This is a genomic window from Chthoniobacter flavus Ellin428 (assembly GCF_000173075.1).
Taxonomy (GTDB): Bacteria; Verrucomicrobiota; Verrucomicrobiia; order Chthoniobacterales; family Chthoniobacteraceae; genus Chthoniobacter; species Chthoniobacter flavus.
Genome location: NZ_ABVL01000001.1, coordinates 287,975 through 305,310, shown reverse-complemented (window position 1 = coordinate 305,310; position 17,336 = coordinate 287,975). Strand labels below are relative to the sequence as shown.

The window sequence follows — 17,336 nt, the reverse complement described above, 5'->3', positions numbered from 1 at the left end:
TTTAATCCTTAATCCCTCTGCCCTTGGGTGAAGACCGGTGATTAACGATTAAGGAATAAGATTAAGGATTAAGGATTCAGACTGAGCGGTTGGATGGATCCCGTTGCAGACGGCCTTCCCTACCGCTTCGCGCCTTCCGATAGACCGACCAGCACTCCGGCGTAGCCGGTCAGTTCCATGTACCCGTGGCCGTGTACGCTGCGGCTTTCGTGGGAGCCCTGCAGATCGACCAAGCCTTCCCAATAAGCGACCGGATTCAGCACCAGCTCCTGCGCTTCCAATGGCGTTGAGATGGCGCACTGCAGATTCAGCTTGGGAACGGTGAGCTGCCACGCGATCGGGTAGCGGCCTTGCGTCGCCTTGCTCGTCCACCACTTCGTCGGCGTGAGCTGGTAATCCTCGCGGCGCAGATACTGCACCGTGCCGTCGCTCGCGACATAGGAACCGCTGGAATTCGGATCGAGGCCGCCGTCCCGCGTGCGCATCTGGTAGAGCATCAGTTCCGTGTTGTCATCGAATTGCAGGCTGAACCAATTCCAGCCGACTTGATTGGTCGTCAGTTGGTTGCTCGCCCATTCACGATCCAGCCAGCTCTCGCCCTGCACCGTGTGAGCCTCGCCACCGATGTTCAGCGTGCCACCCGTGACCAGACGCGTCGCGGAAAAATAATGAGACGCGTGACCGGGACCGTCGGCCTTTTGGCTCACGCCATTCTCGCCCTGAATGGCGAACGGTTTGGCGCTCTGCAGATGGAGTTGCAGCGTCGTTGGGCCGTTACTGGCGCGGAGGGCGAAAGTGCCATCGGGCGCGAGCTCCAGTGACCAATCGTCGATCCACGCGAGACGGCTGCCATTGCTGAATCCCGCCTCACCAAAAGCGCCACGGCTGAGCTTTTGTTGAAAGTGGAATTGCTGTCCACGAACGTCGCTGATGGCAAAGTGCGCGAACTTCAGGTCATTGACAATGAAGCGCGAAGTCGTGCCACTGGGAGCATCCGGTGGGCGGAGCCCCTGGCGGAAGAAAGTCACCTGATAACCGAAGACGTTTCCTTGGTCATCGGTGAGACGACCGGTGAAATACCACCACTCCGTTTTGAAATCGGGATGAATGTGCTGATCGCGAGGGAACTCGTATCGCCAGCCGGGGAGGGCCAGGCGCCAATCCGCGGCGGAGACCTGCAGCGCACTGAGGAGAACGAGAAGGAAAGAGAGATAACGCATGATCATTCCTCCCGAACAGATGTAGCGATGGCCGCACGGCTCGCGCGCCAGGCCGGGTGCCACGCGGCGAGCAGCGCGGCCGGGATGATCCACAGGGGAGGTGGCGAGCAGGCTGCTCCACGGCAGCCGCAAGTGAATCGTCCAGCCGAAGAAAGCGGGGTTTACCACCCAAGTGAGCACCATGGCCAGCAGCAGGCCTGAGACGAGTCCAAGCGCCGTGGCGATCGCCCCCAGCATGCCAGCCTCGGTCATGAGCAGGCCTTGAACCTGCGCACGCGAAGCGCCGACCGCGCGGAAGGTGCCGATTTCGCGCTCGCGCTCGGCGGCGAGCGTCGTGACAGAAAGAAAGATGCCGGCAATGGCGACGAGAATCGCCACCGTGCGCAGCACATAAGTTACGGCAAAGGTCTGATCGAAAATCGAGAGGATGCGCTGGCGCAGACTGCGATTGGAATAAATCGCGAATTCCCCTTCGGAGCTGAAGCGTTGGCGGAAAGCATCGGTCAGGGCGTCCGCAGACGCTCCCGGTTGGAGATAGATCGCCAGTGATTGCACCGGTGGGTCATTCCACCATTCCTCGAAATTCTTTCGCGCCATGAGCATCTGTCCCTCGTCTCGCGTGTAGTCGGCGTAGACACCGACCACTTCAAAATCCGCCGGACCGCGCGGCGTGGTGAGTTGCAGATGGTCGCCCCCATGCACACCGAACTTGCGCGCAAAGGGTTCGGTTACGGCCACGCAACGATCGTGAAAGACGCGGGCCATTTTGCGTTCGTCGTCACCGCCAACGAAGCTCAGGTTGTGGCGGTATTCGCCTTGCAGCACGGCGAGGCGGGCGGTGTTGGCCTTTCCATCCGGTCGCGCAAATGAGCACTCCAATTCGCGGAAGGTGTCGACGGCGCGGACTTCAGGGCGGGCGCGTAGCCATTCGATGGCCGCTGACGGGACGGCGGCTTCGAGGCCGATGACTTCGTTGGAGGCGGGCGCGATGAAAAGATCAGCGACGATGCCGTGATGGATCCACGCGTCCACGCTGGTGCGGAAGGAGAAGATCATGACCATGAGACCGATGGTCATGGCAATGGCGGCGCCGAGCGCCGCGACGGTGACGGCATTGCGGTGAATGGATTGGCGGAGGTGACCGGCGGCCAATTGCCAGATCACGCCCGCGCGCCGGACTCGCGCTGCCAGCAAGCCGAAGAACCATGTCGTCATTGGGGCGAACAGCGCAAAAGCCGCCAACACGAAAAACGCCGCGGCGAAGCTCCACGCTGGACTTCCTCCGTGCAAGGCCCGCCAGCCTGAGCCGAGGGCGAGCAAAAGAACGCCGAGACCGAACCAGGCATGACGCGGCATGCGGGTCACCGCGCCTTCGGCGTGCGCACCGAGGCTCAAGGCCTGCACAGGATCGACGCGGGCCGCTTCGCCAGCGGGCAGCCACGCGCCGACGATGACGGTGGCCATGCCGAAAAACGCGGCGGTGGCAAACTGCCAGGGATCGAGCCAGGTGCGGTCGATGCTGAGCAGCACGTAGAGCGACGTCACCGTCTTGGCCACCGCACCGGTGAGCACGCGAGCGAGGAGCACGCCGCCAAACATGCCGGCGATCACACCGAGAAAACCAAAGGCTCCCGCTTCACCGAGGAACAAGGCGCGCACCTCCCAACGGGTCGCGCCGATCGAGCGCAGGATGCCGATCTCCACGCGTCGCCGAGCCACGGAAGCCGAGATGGTGTTGTAGACGAGAAAGACGCCAACGAGCAGCGACACCATACTGAGCGCAGTCAGGTTGAGCTGGAAGGCGGAGAGCATGCTTTCGATCTGGTAGCTGCGCTGGCGCGGCGGCGCGGCGTGCAGGCTCGGGGGAAGCAATTGGTTGAGTTGTGCGGCCACCCTCTTGGCCTGACTCGCATCGTCGAGCAGGAATTGCAGGGAAGAGAGATGGCCTTGCCGGCCGAAGAGTTCCTGCGCCCAGCCGATATCCATCACGGCGAAATTGGCCGGCATGGCGGCCGCTTCATCGCGGCTGTTGAGAAAAGCGGCCACGGTCGCGTTCTTGATCTCGCTATTGACCAGCACACGCAGGTGGTCACCGATTCTCAGGCCGTGCCGCCGGGCGAATTCCGTCTGCACCGCGAGCTGGCCCCCTTCGCCCATCCATTGCTCGAGGGGCGGACTGTTGCCCTGCTGGTTGATGTCGAAGGTGCGGAACGGTTCCCCGGTGAGGAGGTCGACGCCGAGCACTTGCAAGTATTCGCCGGGCCAATCGGGAAAGGTGATCTTGCCTTCGACGAGACCGGTCACCGCTTTCACGCCCGGCTGATGGGCAACCAACGGCCAAAGCGTTTCGTCGACGTCACCGCGCACTTCGAGTTGCGCCTTGCCCGCCACGAGATCGATCCCCGCCGCGAAAGAGCGCGACGCGCTGTGGTTGGCGATCTGGATGGCGAGATAGACCGCGACGCCGAGCGCCACGCTGAGCACATTCAACACGGCGAGCAAGCGGTGGCGCTGAAGATGGCGCACAACGTGCCAGAGGAAGATGCGCGGAAATTGGCGAAGCATCGCAGCAGTGAAAAGTGAGAGTGAAAGTGGAAAGTGGCTACGGCGACACTTTTCACTTTCACTCTCACTGCTCCGTCAGACTGTCGAGCCGAGCTGTGAAGCGACCTGCAAGGCCTTTTGCAATTTCGCAATGGCCGTGGCGCTACGCAGTTTGCGGCCTTCGACATCGGTCACGTAGAAGGTGTCGATGGCGGCGCCTTTCTCGGTGGCGATACGCGAAAGGGCGATCTGCACGTTCGTTTCCGCGATGGCCCGCAGCAGACGGTAGAGCAGGCCCAGGCGGTCTGGGGTCTGGATATCGACCAGCGTATAGACGGGGTGCGCGTCGTTATCGATGACGATACGCGTCGGGAAATCGAGCTCCTGCGAAAGTTGGAAGCCACGCTTCTTGCGGGACTTTTCGAGTGCCGCGGTGAAGTCGAAATTCTCGTCCTCCATCGATTGGCGCAGGCGTTTCTCGACGAGGGCAGTTTCGGCTGGATCGGTCACCGCCTCGAAGCTCGTGTTGCAAACGCGGAAGATATCCAGCACGAGGTTGTCCGTGCGGGTGAAGACATCCGCGCTGAGAATGTTCAACTGCGCGATCGAGAGCGAACCGGCGATGCGGGCGAGCAGCGCCTTGCGATCCCAGCCGCAGAAGAGAAATTCGCTGTGCCCCTTGTTCGGATGCGAGATCCATTTCACGGCGGGCGCCAGCGGCGATTGGTCTTCGCGATGGCGGGTCTCGAGGAAGGCGCGGAAAAGCCGGATGTGTTCCGCGATCTCCGGAACCGTGTAGGTCTGGAAATAACGATCCGGCATGTGCTCGAAATGCGCGTCGATCTCGTCGCGGTATTCCGCCGCGAGCTTTTTGCGAACCAAGGCGCGCAGCCCCTCGCGCTCAATGGTGCGCTGGCGATAGAAGGCCTCGCCATCGGCCAGATACAGCGTCGTGCTGCGATAAAGATGCCAGACCAGCGATTCCTTCCAGTCCGACCAATTTTCGTCCCCTGTCCCCTGCCCGTCCGCGAGCGTGAGCAGCATCAGCGCGTCGAGGTTCGCCTGGTCTTTGATCAAGGAAGCGAACTCCGCGATGGTCGCGGGATCCTCCAGATTGCGCCGTTGCGCAGTCATGGAGAGCAGAATGTGATTATCGACGAGCAGGACGAGCGCCTTGCGCTGTTCGGCGGAAAGCTGCAGCCGACGCGCGACCTTTTGCGCAAAGAGCGCGCTGGCCTCGGCGTGCACGCGCGCATTCGCCGCCTTGCCGGTGTCGTGCAGGAGCATCGCCAGATACAGCACCGCGGGATTTTCCAGCTTTTGGAAAAGCTTCCGATACTCGGCGAACTTCGCCTCTTTGGTGTCGACCAGCATGTCCAGCTTCTCCACGCAGACGAGCGTGTGCTCATCCGCCGTGTAGCGATGGAAAAACTCGTGCTGCACGAGGCAGGTGAGCTGGCCGAATTCCGGGATGTAGCGTCCGAGAAAATCGACCTCGTGCATGGCGCGGAAGACTTTCCCGACCTGCCCCTTGCGCGAGCAGATGGCGAGGAACGTCTCGCGGGTATTGCGCGCGTACTGGAACGTGCGATCGACGAGATGCAAGCGGCGGCGCACCAGTTGCGCCAGCTCCGGGCTGAGCTCCAGCCCACGCTGCTGCATGTGCTGGAAGAGGCGCATCATGCGCGACGGCTCCTGGTTGAAGACATTCGAGGAATCGGCGTAGATCAGCCCGTCCTGGCTGTAGAAACCGTCGAATTCCTCGCCCTTCACCGGCTTCGATTTGCGGAGCAAGCCGAAGATACCGTTGCGCTTTTGCGAACGCGTGGTGCTCAGGCAGAGACGCTCGGAAAGCAGCTCGGTGATCGAGTAAATGACCCGCGCCTGCTGGTAATAGTCGCGCATGAAGGCCTCGCTGCGGCGCAGGATATTTTTCTGCGGGTAGTTCAGCTTGTTGGCGATCTGCAACTGCTGGCTCATGATGATGACATCAGTCGAGCGCTTGTTCAGATAGTGCAGTTCGGTGCGGATGCGCAGGAGAAAATCGTAGGCGCGATCGAGCTGGCGGCGTTCGGCCTCGTTGAGCAGCTTCTTTTCCACCAGGCCCGCGGTGGTCTGGACGTGCTCCTTGAAGTAGCTGATCCAGAGCAGATTCTGGTAGTCGCGCAGCCCGCCGCAGCCGTTCTTGATATTCGGCTCCTGGAGATAAACGGTCCGGCCGAATTTCTCGTGGCGCTCCGCCTGGTTCTCGACGCGTTGCTTGATGTATTCGTCGACATACTTGTCGACGCACTTCTCCACGAAGGCGTTCTTGAATTTCGTGAACAGCTCCTCCTGCCCCGCGATGAAGCGCGCCTCCAGCAGCGCGGTCTTGGACAGCATGTCCTCATTCGCGTGCTTGATCGCCCCGGAAATGGAACGTGTGGAGTGGCCCACTTTGAAGCCGACATCCCAGAGCATGTAGAGGATGTGCTGAACGATGTCGTTGAGGCGCGAATCGAGCACCTTCATCGAGTCCTCGTGCAGGAACATGATGTCCACGTCGCTGAAGGGATTCAGTTCGCCACGGCCATAGCCACCGAGAGCGATCAGCGCCAGCTTGGGCAGCGGGGTCTTGCGGTCCGCCTCTTCCACCGCCGCCTCGAGCAAATGCCGCAGGACGATGTCCACGAGGCTGGCCCGCTGCGCGCAGATCTCGCGTCCGCCCCCGCCGCTATAGTGCTTCAGCCGGATGCGATGGTTCTCGATCTTGAGGAACTTCTTGTAGAGGGAGAGCAGGTCCGCCGAATTCAGCTCCCCTTGGGAACGAAGCTGTTGCTCGGCATGCGCGAGGACCTTTTCGCGGTGGCGGAGCGTGGTGGGCAGGGTGGACATCTGAGACAGACAGAAACCCCACAGCATGCGGCGAAAGCCGTTTGGAAACAAGAAGCAATCACTTCAGATTAATCCCGTGGTGCTTCATCTTGTTGTAGAGCGTGGGGCGATGAATACCGAGGATGGCGGCGGCCTTTTTCTTGTTGCCGTGGGCCTGGGTGAGCGCCTGGAGGATGGCCTGCCTTTCCTGGTCCTCGAGATTTAACGAAGCCGCGGCGTTGGCGGCCCGGGCTTCATGCAGGGCGGCGGGGAGCTGGATCTCGCGCGGCAGTTCCTTGACGGTGATGAGTGCCTGATCGGCCAGCACCACGCTGTATTCGATGGCGTTCTGGAGCTCGCGGACGTTGCCCGGCCAGTCGTAGTTGAGCAGCCGATCAAAAGCCTCCGGCGCAATCGTCGGCTCCGGCTTGCCCATCTGCTTGGCAAATCGGGCCAGGAACACCGCGACCAGAGCCGGGATATCCTCGCGGCGCTCACGGAGGGCCGGAATCTCGATCTGGAACGTATTGAGCCGGTAGTAGAGGTCCTGGCGCAGCGTGCCGTTGCGCACGGCTTCGGCGGCGTTGCGGTTTGTCGCGGCGACGAGGCGGAAATTCGCCGGAATGGTCTTCGTGCTGCCGAGCCGGCGGAACTCGCGTTCCTGCAAGACGCGAAGGAAGCGGGTCTGCAACTCCACGGGCATCTCGGCGATCTCGTCGAGGAACAGCGTGCCGCCGGTCGCCTGGGCAATCATGCCCGGGAAATCCGCGACGGCGCCGGTGAAAGCGCCTTTCACGTAACCGAAGAGCTCGCCCTCGATCATGTTCGCCGGAAAGGCGGCGCAATTCAGCTTCACCATCGGGCCATCCGCGCGCCGGCTCAGGCGGTGGACTTGATTCGCCACGACCTCCTTGCCGACGCCGCTCTCGCCGAGCAGCAGCACATTCGCATCCGTGGGCGCAAACCGCTCCACGAGATCGCGCACATTGCGCATGGACCGGCTCTGGGCCACCGGCGCGAGCTGGCGCTCGGCATGGGCCAGTCGGCGGGAGAGTTCCTGCTTTTCCTCGCGCAACGTCTCGGCCTCGCGCTGGAGCTGGCGTTGCTCGATGGCGCGGGTGATGAGGCTGAGCAATTCCTCGACGGCGTAGGGCTTGGAGATGAAGTGAAACGCGCCCTGCTTGATCGACTCCACGGCGTTGCTCAGGGAGTCGTTAGCCGTGAGGATGATCACCGGCAATTGGGGTAACTCCGCCTTCAACTCCTTCAACACGTCGAGACCATCCGCGTCCGGCAGGCCGAGATCGAGCAGCACGAGATCGGGCTTCGACTTCCGCACTATCGCCAGGCCCGCCGTGGCGGTGTGCGCGAGTTGCGGTTCGTAACCGTGGCGCGTCAGCAACGCCTCGAGCGTGAGCAGGACGGGTCGCTCGTCATCGACGACGACTATTTTATAGCGCACCGCGGGAGCACCCATTTTCAGCGAGCGGCCAGCGGCAGCGACAGACGAGTCGTGAGCCGTTCCGCCTTGGGATCGAACGTCGCCATCACGTCGCCGCGATGAGCAGCCAGCACCTGGCGCGCATGGAAAAGGCCCATGCCAAATCCACTGCGGCGCGTGGAATTGAGCGGTTCGACCCCCCAGCCCTCGGGCGCCGAGGGGATGGACGTCTTGCTTTCGATCAAGTCGATCAGCAGATGGCAGGCATCGGCGCCCACGTGGACCTCGATCGGCCGCTGCCCTTCGCGGAAATGGAAGGCGTTCTTGATGAACTCCGTCAGCCCGCGATAGAGCATCTCGATATCCACGGAAATGGATTGGTCGCCGAGCTTCACCGTCCACTGGATCTCGGGCGCCTGCTCCGGCAGGATCTTGCCGAGGCGCATCCTGAAATCCTCGATGAAGACCGCCGCCGAGTAGGTCACAAGATTCGGCTCCGGCAGCCAGAACATGGCGGAAAACGCCTGCAGCATTTTCGCGGCGTCGGTCACCATGCCGCGCAGACGCTTGATCTCCGGCACCGCCTGTGGATCCGTCACGATCTCCTGCAAGAATGCCGCCTGGAGGTCGACGTTGTTCAATCCGTTGCGGACATCATGCGTGAGTTGCCGCACCATCCCCGTGATTCGCGGGAATGGGACGGAAACACTGTCTGTCGAGGTAGTCGTCTGCGTGGATTTCGGCATCAGGCCAGTAGAAATGTATCGGAGCCCGGCGCACCGCCGGACTGCTTCCGAACCCGGGAATCGTTTGCCGCGAGGTGATTGAGCGCATGAAAAACCGCTTCCGGGTCTTCGCTCAAGGCGGTGGCGATCTGGCTGGCCGTCTGCGCGGTAGCCGAAAGCGAGCCGCGGACGCGGGTCAGCGTCTTGAGCACGGTGGCGGCGGCTTTCTTGCCGGCCTCGACGCCGGGCTGATGGTAGGCGTTGATATTGACCAGCGTAGCGTAGAAACCGACAGCGCGGTCGTAGAGCGCGATGAGCGCGCCGACCTGGAACGGCGTGACTTCCGGGATGCTGATGGTGAGCGAATCGCGTCCACCCTCGTAGAGCGCCGCGCGGGTGCCGCGCAAGAAGCCCTGCAGGAAATCGCCCGAGGTGACGCCCGGCTCGACTTCGATGGACTGGCCGGCGCGATCCTTGCGCACCTCGATGAAGGTGACGAAGAAATTGTGCACGCCATCGCGGAGCTGCTGCACATAGGCGTGCTGGTCGGTCGAGCCCTTGTTGCCATAGACGGCGATGCCCTGGTGCACTTCCTTGCCGTCGAGGTCGAGCGCCTTGCCGAGCGATTCCATGACGAGCTGCTGGAGATACTTCGAGTACAACGCGAGCCGATCCTTGTAAGGCAGCACGACCATGTCCTTCGCCCCGCGTCCGTTGCCGGCATAGTGCCACATGAGCGCGAGCAACATCGCAGGATTCTGCAGCGTCTCCGATGTGCGCGTCCATTCGTCCATCGCGGCGGCGCCATCGAGGAGCGATTGCATGTCGAGGCCCTGCAACCAAAGGGGCACGAGGCCCACGGCGCTCATCACCGAAGTGCGGCCGCCCACCCAATCCCACATCGGGAAACGAGCGAGCCAGCCTTCCTTCAGCGCGACCTTGTCGAGCGTGGAGTCGGCGCCGGTCACGGCGACCGCGTTCTTGGCGAAATTGATCCCCGCTTTTTTGTACGCGGCCTGCGCTTCGAGCATGCCATTGCGCGTCTCGGGCGTGCCGCCGGATTTCGAGATGACGACGACGAGGGTGTGCTCCAGCCGATGCTGCAGGCTGGTGAGCGTGCGGTCGATGCCGTCGGGATCGGTGTTGTCGAAGAAATGCAGGCGCAGCTTGTCGTCATCCGTGCCGAGGGCGTCGGCGACGAATTGCGGGCCTAGCGCGGAGCCGCCGATGCCGATGACCAGCACGTCGGTGAAGCGGCCGCTGGCGTAGACTTGCTGCACAAAGTCGCGGATGGATTTGTTGCAGTTCTCGATCTCGGCCTTCAGCTCGGGCTGGGGCGCGAGTTGCGGGGCGCGCAGCCAGTAGTGGCCGACCATGCGTTTTTCGTCCGGGTTGGCGATGGCACCGGCTTCGAGGTCTTTCATGCTCGCGAAGGCCTTTTGAGCGAGCGGTTCCATTTTCGGCAGGAAGTCATCGCCGAAGCGCATGCGGCTGATGTCGATCGAGAAGCCGAGCTTCTCGTTGCGAAGCAGATATTTCTGGTAGCGATCCCAAAGTGAACTCATAGCGAGCGATGCGAACAAATCAGAAGGGGCGTGTCGAGTGACGAGTATCGGACGGAGAATATTCAGCCCGCCGGTTGGGGTTGAGGAAGACGTATGCTCCACCATAGCAAGAGAACCGCCGCGACGGCCACGGCGAGGAGGGTGGCGGTGATGTCGAGACGCAGCGGAATGACCAATCCCCCGAGGGCGACGGTCAGTCCCAGCACGTAGGCGCTGGCCCGCGCCGCCGAGGTGGCAAAGGAACGGTGCAGGAGGACGATGGAGGCGGGGATGGTGGATTGCAGCAGAGCGATGCCGGCGCAGAGCCCGACGATGGATTGCCGGGCAAATTCCAGCAGGAGGCAGGCGACGATGAGCGTGAGGCTCACGTGCCGGACGGTCGGCCAGCGGGAGATCATCCAGCCACCAAGCACCTTGCCGAAGGCGGCGGAAGCCGCGATGGCGAAGAGGAGGTGAGGGTCCGAGGTGCGCGCGACTTGCACCAGATCCCACACCGCGGAGCGCAAGGTGAGCGCAAGCAGGATAAGGAGCATGAGGCCGTCGTGGGCGTCGACGCCGGGCGTGGGGATGGGGTTTCCCATCGCTTCGACCTTCGGCCAGCGATCGCGGAGCGCGAGGCAACCCATTAACAACGCGACCGGAAGCAGCGCGACCCACCCGGCGAGCGGGCCTTGCGTACTGCCCAGCCAACCACCGAGCGTGAGGCCGAGAATTCCCGGTGCGGAAAACCAGCCTATCGCCCGTTCGCCGCGCGGCAGTTGCAAAGCGATCGCTCCACCGGCGACGTGACAGAACGCCGAGGCAACACCCGAGAGGATGATCGCCGTGCCCGGCGAAATCTTCCACGTCGCGGCGGCCCCGATCATCGTCGCCAGCGCGCCGATCAGCCACGGATGCCGCCGCGGCGAGCGATCCATGATCCACGCCACCGGCAATTGCCCGGCAAAAGCCAGCGCCGCATAAATGGCCAGCCACGGCAGTCGATCCCACCCCGTGGCACTCGGCATCCCGCCGCCCAGCATCCAGCCGGCGATGAAATCGTTCACCCCGTGACTCGAGGCGAGCAGAGCGAGAAGGCAAAAGCGCAGGTGGCTTTTCATGACCCGGGCATGAGAAAAAATAACAACGGCGTTCCGAGCAACCAGCTCGTGAAATTCATCGCCAGCGAAATGCCCAGCGCCCGCGGCGGCCGCCAGCGCCAAAACCACGCCAGGATGCCCGCCTCCGCCAAAATAATCACCGCCTCCAGCGCCGGCACCGGCACGGACCACCACGCGAGCACGCCCATCGCCGTGCCCCACGTCGCGCCGTTCATGCAGAGGCAAAGCAATCCGGTCGGACGAAAACCCATCCCAGACAGCCACGCCAGCACCGGCCATTCGAGCAGAACAGTGAGGACGAAAGCGAGGGCCAGCCGTATCATGGCGTAGAGGTTAGGTTTTCCCTGGCGGGCAGCTGTAGCGGCGGTCGATGACCGTCGAGGTGGCAAGGGGAGCCGCGCTTGACTTCAGCGACCGCGCTTTGCGTGCGAACCACAACACGATGATCGCCACGACGGCGAGGGTCACGAATGGCAACACGCCGACCGTCATATAAGGTGACACCGTGCGAGGCGGTGGAGTGGGCGGCGGGACAACGATATCCGCCATGACGGGCAGAGCAGGAGAAGTCGTCATAGGGTGGCGCCAAAAGACACCATGGGAATTCTAGCCGCAGATCGACGGGTGTCGACATTTACAACGCACCGCTCTTGCGAATGGCGTTTGACGCTCGTGACACATTCTTCCATCTTTTCTGTGGTTTTTTCATCGGTATGAAATCCTTTCTTCTCGCCGCGTTCCTCTGCGGCTTCGCCGTCGTCGCCGCTCGTGCGGACATCCCCGTCCCGAAGCCCGACCAACTCATTGTCACCAATCTGGCGGCTTTTTCGAAGACCAGGTTTACGATCGTCGTGGACCGGTCCTCGTCGCAACCGTTGAAGGATAACAAGACCTATGAACTCCACCAGGAAGCGCGGCTTTACGTCCAGGATGCCGACCACAAACCGCGGCTCTGGCTCACCGTTGAACATCGCTTCGTCAAAAGCGAGACCATCCAGGTGCACATCAAGGAAGTGCGACCGGGTAGCAAGGGTTTGGAAGTCAGCTACGACCTGGAGAAAAAGGACCTGGCGCCGCAGCCGCACACCTCCAGCAGAGAGATCCTCCCGCAATTCCTGCTCGCCGGTCTCGGTTGCTGCGGCTTGGTGCTGATCGCCCCGCGCACCCGGCGGAAGCAGCCGTAATCGCCCGACCCAAACTCGGTCGGAGTTAATCGGATACTTCAACACCCACACCCGAAAACCGTCCGCGCCTAGCTTGCGTCATTGGATGTTGGATGTCCTTCGACAAGCTCAGGACCTTGAGCTTGTCGAAACGGTTGGGCGTTCGATGTTGGATGTTCCTCCCCCTCCCCCTCTCACCCCCGCCCCCTTCCGCACCGAAATCGCCGACCCTTCCGCGAGAAACGCCGAAACCGGCGCACGTCCGAGCGCCTGCGCAAACTCCGCTCCATAAAGCGCCGTCATGTCGCCCTCCAGCCGTGGATTCTCCGCCGTCCACGCCCGCCAGCGCGGATGCTCCACCTGGTATTCCGCCGTGCTTCCATCACGCAGCCGTGTGTAGCCCCAATAATGCTCGAAGATGAATTCCTCCGCGCTCCCCTCGCCCAGCAACACCGGTTCGCCGCGAAACTCCGCGCTCAACGAATTCCAGCGCCCGGCGAAATGCCACCCGTACTCGCAAGTCCCCGCCGTGAGATGATGTCGCATCGGACACGCCAAATACGGCTCATTGTAAAGGCCGCGCGCCAGCGAAGCAATCGCCCACCGCGGCACGATCTCCCGCACGAAAATCACCCCACGCCGCCAGCCTTCCGGCGTCTCACGCCGCACATAGAAGCGCAGGTTCACCTCCTCGAAATCGCGATGAAACGGAATCGGCACACCCAACACCCGCGTGTCGAGAAACAGAAACCCGACCATGCTCACCAACGCTTCGCCCTGCCACAGATCCAGCTCCACGCCGCGCGGCACCAACGGACGCAACACCGCCGGATCCATCACGTAATTCACCATGAGCAGCGATCGCCATTCGGCAGTGAGAAAAACGCGAGGTTGGGGCAAAGTCGCAGGCATCAAAACGAGGTTTTTGTCACGGTAGGGCAGCGCGGAATTTGCGCGCGAAAAAAATCCGAAAAATTTGTTGCCGCCTCCAGCCTCGGGCTCTAGTGTGCGCGCCTCCTTCGAGGAGCCTTAGCTCAATTGGTTAGAGCGCCGCCCTGTCACGGCGGAGGTTGCGGGTTCGAGCCCCGTAGGCTCCGCCATCAATAATTCATTGATGGCGAATCACTTATACCTGCAAAATAGATTTGGGGTTTGCCATGAGTGTTCGCCTCGGCAGTCCGGATGAAGAGTTCGTTCACCACCGGCTTCTGCTGCTCCCCCTGTGCTGTCCCTTCGCGAAATCGTCGAAGCGCTCGTAGGGGCATTTCCTTGTGGCTGACGCGCCATGAGCGAGGCGTTGGCAGCGGCGCGCTGGGCCGCGGCGCGAGCGTCACCCCTGGCATCGAAGATAGCGGAGCGGCTCATGGTGGCGTGGCCTGCCCACCCGGCGGCAGCAGGTAGAGCGTGATGGCGAAGACGAGATAAACCATCAACACGAGGACGCCGCCGAACCACGCGGAGCGGCCGCTGTTGGTGACCAGCGAGGCGGTGAGTGCCGCGACCAGCATCATCACCACCGCACCCGGCCAGAATTGCAGGTTCATCGGCGTGGGGCCGATGACGTAGCTGAGCAGCACCAGGACCGGCGCAACGAAAAGCGCGATTTGCGACGCGCTGCCGAGCGCGATGCCAACACTCAAGTCGAGCCGGTTCTTTCGCGCACCGGAAAAGGCAGACGCCATCTCCGCAGCCGCACCGACGAGCGCGACGACGATGAAGCCAACGAAAGCCTGCGTCATGCCGAACGACACCGCCGCTTCCTGCACGGACTCGACGAAGATCTCGCTGACCAGCGCGACCAGCACCGTCACGCCCGCGAGGACCCCGAGCGCGAGGCCGATCGGCCACGGCTCCTCGCCTTCCTCGCCGTGCGATTCACTGCCGAAGAGCTCGCGATGCGTTTTCAGCGAAAACAACATACCGAGTCCGTAGGCCGCGATGAGCAACACGGCGAAACCGACGCTCAGCTTGTTGGTGAATTCGGCATGCGTCCCCGAATCCGCCTCGACAATCGCGGATGGCACGAGGAGGGCGATGGTCGCGAGAAAGAGCATTCCCGCCTGCATCCGCGCACTCACACGGTTGAATTCCTGGGTGTGATGCTTGAGGCCGCCGAGGAGAAACGACGCGCCGAGCATGAAGAGCGTGTTGGTGACGATCGCGCCGGCCACCGATGCCTTGACGAGCATGTATTCGCCCGCTCGCAACGCCGCCAGCGCGATGACCAACTCGGTCAAGTTCCCAAGCGTGGCATTGAGGAGCCCACCGACCGCGTCGCCGGTCTTCGCCGCGACCGACTCCGTGGCGTGGCTCAGCAGCGCCGCCAGCGGCACAATCGCCAGCACCGACAGGACGAAGAGCAGCGTGTGCGCCTCGGGCTTAAACCTGGCCGCGCCGAACACCACGGGCACAAATGCCAGCAGCCAAAGCAGCGGGTTGCCGCGGATTTCTTTCAGCAACGTTTTCATGGAGCGTGGGGCCGGGCGTTCTCGCCCGGTTGCATCGGGAACCGTGCCCTGTTAGACGGCCCACTCCTATCGGACCTTGGTCCTACGGGAAGCAGCATGTACCTGCGGCACAAATCCACCATGCAGACGGCGAATGGTGGGCCGGCATTTCCGCCGGCCAAGTTTTGTGGAGGGAAGCGAAACGGCGCGGTCAGCAAAATTCCTGTAACCTCCGGGCGGGACGGGAGATTATCCCAGTGAGTCCCCCTCATGCAGCTCCCTCCCGCCACCCAAATTCTGGCTGAGCATCGCCGCGCGGTTCTTCTCTATGTCTACGCGTGTTGCCGAGATCTGCCGTTGGCGGAGGACATCGTCCAGGAGACCATGCTGATCGCTCACCGGAAGGAGGATCAATATTTTCCCGAGGCCGATTTCACCTGCTGGCTCTGTTCCATTGCGCGCCACGTTTGGTATCGCGAACGCAAAAAGCAGCAGCGCGAACAGGACCGGCGTCGCGCACTCGAGGAGCAGCTTCCCCTTTTGCTCGATACCGAGCGCCACTCCGAGGCCCGCTTCGAACTGGAGCGGCGGGCGCTCGCCGACTGCATGGAAAAGCTTCCGGATCTGGATCGCGAAGTCATCCGGCAGCATTTCGAAGGCGGACTGAAATATTCCGAGATCGCCTCCGCGCTGCAGCGTTCAGTTGCCTGGGTCAAGGTGCGCATGTTCCGCACCCGAGCCGCTTTGAATCTGTGTCTTCGCCAAAGCCTGCAAAGCCATGAAACCTGACGTCACTACGCAGGATCTGATCGCCTATCTGGATCGCGCCTTATCCGAGGAAGAGAGCGACCACGTCGAGCACGCCCTCGAAGGCGATTCCGATCTCCGCGCCACCTACCTGCAACTGGCTTGGGAACGTCTGCTTCTCCAGGACATCCATGCCTCCGACGGCATTCACGTCGCGCCGATTCCCTTCGATCCTCCGATCCGTTCGTCCCACCGGTTCCTGGCCCTGGCCGCGGTTCTCGCTGTGTTCTGCGGGCTGGTCTGGTGGTGGCCGCACGCGGCTGCGCCGTCCCACGATCCCCTTTTCGTGCACGTCACTTTTTCCGCCGGCCACGGCACCGTACTGCATGGCGGGAAGCGCGCCACCATTCCCTCGGAGGGCGCGGATCTCGAGGCGGGCGACACGTTGTTTTCGGACGAGGGCAGCCGGGCGGAGATCCGCTTCCGGACGGAAAACACCATCCTACAGCTGGCCGGTGATGGGGAACTCTACTTCGCCGCGTTGCAGCCGGCGAAACGCCTCGAGCTGCGGCGCGGCTCGCTCCAGGCCAGCGTGGCGCACCAACCGCCGCACGCTCCGCTGCTGCTCTTCACCCCTCACGCTCAGGCCGAAGTGATCGGAACCCGCTTTACCCTCGGCGCCAGCCCCGACAGCACGCAGCTCCGCGTGGATGAAGGCGCTGTCCTGCTCGGAAAGCGCAGCGAGGCTTCGGGCGTGGTCGTCCAGGCCTTGCACTCCGCAGTGGTCGATGGCCGTGCTTCCGTGGACGTTCAGCCGCTGGCCGTCGCCGAATCCCTCCAGCAGGGATTACTCGGCCACTGGACTTTCGACGAAGGTTCCGGAGCGCAGAGTGTCGATCACGCGGGCGGGATCGGGCCGGCCGAAATCTATCCGCCCGACGCGCTGGCCGGCATTTGGTCGCAAGGCTGGCGGGGCATGGCGCTCCATCTCGAAGGTAGCCGCGCCCGCGTTCGCACCAGCGTCGTCACCCTGCCCGAAAACCTGAGCATCACGGCCTGGATACGGCTTTCCGGCGAGACCTTGCACTTAAATCCGCTCCTGGCGAACAGCGCCGACGGCGTGCATACCGATGGCTTCCGTTTCTTTCTGGATAGCGACCGCGGAGATCTGGTCTTCGAAACCAGTTCGGGCCCGGGCCTCGGCGCGCAGGCGGTCAGCTTCGGCCAGCTCCTCCAGCCCGGCGCGTGGCATCACGTCGCAGCGGTGATCGATGGACGCAATGCGACGGCCCAGCTTTATCTCGATGGACACGATGTGACCGAGCACAGCGGGATTCGCCCCAATTTCAATCGGCACGCGCGGCTCCACATCGGCCTCATGGCGACGGATGGCACGCGGCGCTTCGGCGGCCTCATCGATGAATTGCGCGTCTACGGGCGCTCGCTGGCTCCTGCCGAAGTGCGCGAACTGGCCCGCCCGGCTGCCCCCGGCGGCGGCTGATCGCTCTCCTTTTTCAACCTCTCTGTCCCC

General features: G+C 62.7%; 13 protein-coding genes and 1 tRNA gene. 4 read left to right on the top strand and 10 right to left on the bottom strand.

The annotated features are described in order from the left end of the window. Positions 1–119: 119 nt before the first annotated feature. The 8 genes from CFE428DRAFT_RS01215 to CFE428DRAFT_RS36870 form a co-directional block, all read right to left on the bottom strand. The gene (locus tag CFE428DRAFT_RS01215) at positions 120–3,785 is read right to left on the bottom strand and encodes a lipocalin-like domain-containing protein (RefSeq protein ID WP_006977585.1); all 3,666 of its coding nucleotides are present in this window, start codon (positions 3,783–3,785) and stop codon (positions 120–122) included. A 75-nt stretch (positions 3,786–3,860) separates the two neighbouring features. Then, positions 3,861–6,638: a [protein-PII] uridylyltransferase gene (gene glnD / locus CFE428DRAFT_RS01210; RefSeq protein ID WP_049975506.1), complete on the bottom strand. Its 2,778-nt coding sequence runs from the start codon at positions 6,636–6,638 to the stop codon at positions 3,861–3,863. A gap of 58 nt (positions 6,639–6,696) precedes the next feature. After that, positions 6,697–8,079 (bottom strand): sigma-54-dependent transcriptional regulator, encoded by a 1,383-nt coding sequence (locus CFE428DRAFT_RS01205; RefSeq protein WP_049975520.1) that lies wholly within the window; start codon positions 8,077–8,079, stop codon positions 6,697–6,699. Positions 8,080–8,096: 17 nt separating this feature from the next. Further along, positions 8,097–8,804 (bottom strand): histidine kinase, encoded by a 708-nt coding sequence (locus tag CFE428DRAFT_RS01200; protein WP_006977582.1) that lies wholly within the window; start codon positions 8,802–8,804, stop codon positions 8,097–8,099. Beyond that, on the bottom strand, positions 8,804–10,348 hold the full coding sequence (locus CFE428DRAFT_RS01195) for a glucose-6-phosphate isomerase (protein WP_006977581.1): 1,545 nt from the start codon (positions 10,346–10,348) through the stop codon (positions 8,804–8,806). The genes CFE428DRAFT_RS01200 and CFE428DRAFT_RS01195 overlap by 1 nt, the downstream gene beginning before the upstream one ends. Positions 10,349–10,410: 62 nt before the next feature. Beyond that, on the bottom strand, positions 10,411–11,448 hold the full coding sequence (locus tag CFE428DRAFT_RS01190; RefSeq protein ID WP_006977580.1) for an MFS transporter: 1,038 nt from the start codon (positions 11,446–11,448) through the stop codon (positions 10,411–10,413). Beyond that, positions 11,445–11,771, bottom strand: a complete 327-nt coding sequence (locus CFE428DRAFT_RS01185; RefSeq protein ID WP_006977579.1) for a hypothetical protein — start codon at positions 11,769–11,771, stop codon at positions 11,445–11,447. The genes CFE428DRAFT_RS01190 and CFE428DRAFT_RS01185 overlap by 4 nt, the downstream gene beginning before the upstream one ends. Before the next feature lie 10 nt (positions 11,772–11,781). Beyond that, positions 11,782–12,024 carry a hypothetical protein gene (locus CFE428DRAFT_RS36870; protein ID WP_131989193.1) on the bottom strand — a complete coding sequence of 81 codons (243 nt, stop codon included), beginning with the start codon at positions 12,022–12,024 and terminating at the stop codon, positions 11,782–11,784. Positions 12,025–12,161: 137 nt separating this feature from the next. Here CFE428DRAFT_RS36870 and CFE428DRAFT_RS01180 point away from each other — a divergent pair, with 137 nt between their 5' ends. Further along, positions 12,162–12,632 carry a hypothetical protein gene (locus CFE428DRAFT_RS01180; protein WP_006977577.1) on the top strand — a complete coding sequence of 157 codons (471 nt, stop codon included), beginning with the start codon at positions 12,162–12,164 and terminating at the stop codon, positions 12,630–12,632. Between the two features lie 108 nt (positions 12,633–12,740). Here CFE428DRAFT_RS01180 and CFE428DRAFT_RS01175 read toward each other — a convergent pair whose 3' ends face one another. Beyond that, positions 12,741–13,523 (bottom strand): YqjF family protein, encoded by a 783-nt coding sequence (locus tag CFE428DRAFT_RS01175; RefSeq protein ID WP_042724272.1) that lies wholly within the window; start codon positions 13,521–13,523, stop codon positions 12,741–12,743. Positions 13,524–13,634: 111 nt separating this feature from the next. Between CFE428DRAFT_RS01175 and CFE428DRAFT_RS01170 the strand changes: the two genes are divergently transcribed. Then, positions 13,635–13,711 (top strand) — tRNA-Asp (locus CFE428DRAFT_RS01170). 261 nt (positions 13,712–13,972) lie between these two features. On the opposite strand, the gene cax is transcribed toward CFE428DRAFT_RS01170, so the two are convergent. Beyond that, positions 13,973–15,079, bottom strand: coding sequence for a calcium/proton exchanger (cax, locus tag CFE428DRAFT_RS01165; RefSeq protein ID WP_006977575.1), 1,107 nt, complete (start codon positions 15,077–15,079; stop codon positions 13,973–13,975). A gap of 249 nt (positions 15,080–15,328) precedes the next feature. On the opposite strand from cax, the gene CFE428DRAFT_RS01160 reads away from it, so the two are divergent. Both CFE428DRAFT_RS01160 and CFE428DRAFT_RS01155 read left to right on the top strand, forming a co-directional pair. Then, entirely contained in the window at positions 15,329–15,847 is a 519-nt protein-coding gene (locus CFE428DRAFT_RS01160; RefSeq protein ID WP_006977574.1) for an RNA polymerase sigma factor, read from the top strand. Next, the gene (locus CFE428DRAFT_RS01155; protein ID WP_006977573.1) at positions 15,837–17,306 is read left to right on the top strand and encodes a LamG-like jellyroll fold domain-containing protein; all 1,470 of its coding nucleotides are present in this window, start codon (positions 15,837–15,839) and stop codon (positions 17,304–17,306) included. Before CFE428DRAFT_RS01160 ends, CFE428DRAFT_RS01155 begins: the two co-directional genes overlap by 11 nt. The last annotated feature ends 30 nt before the right edge of the window (positions 17,307–17,336 follow it).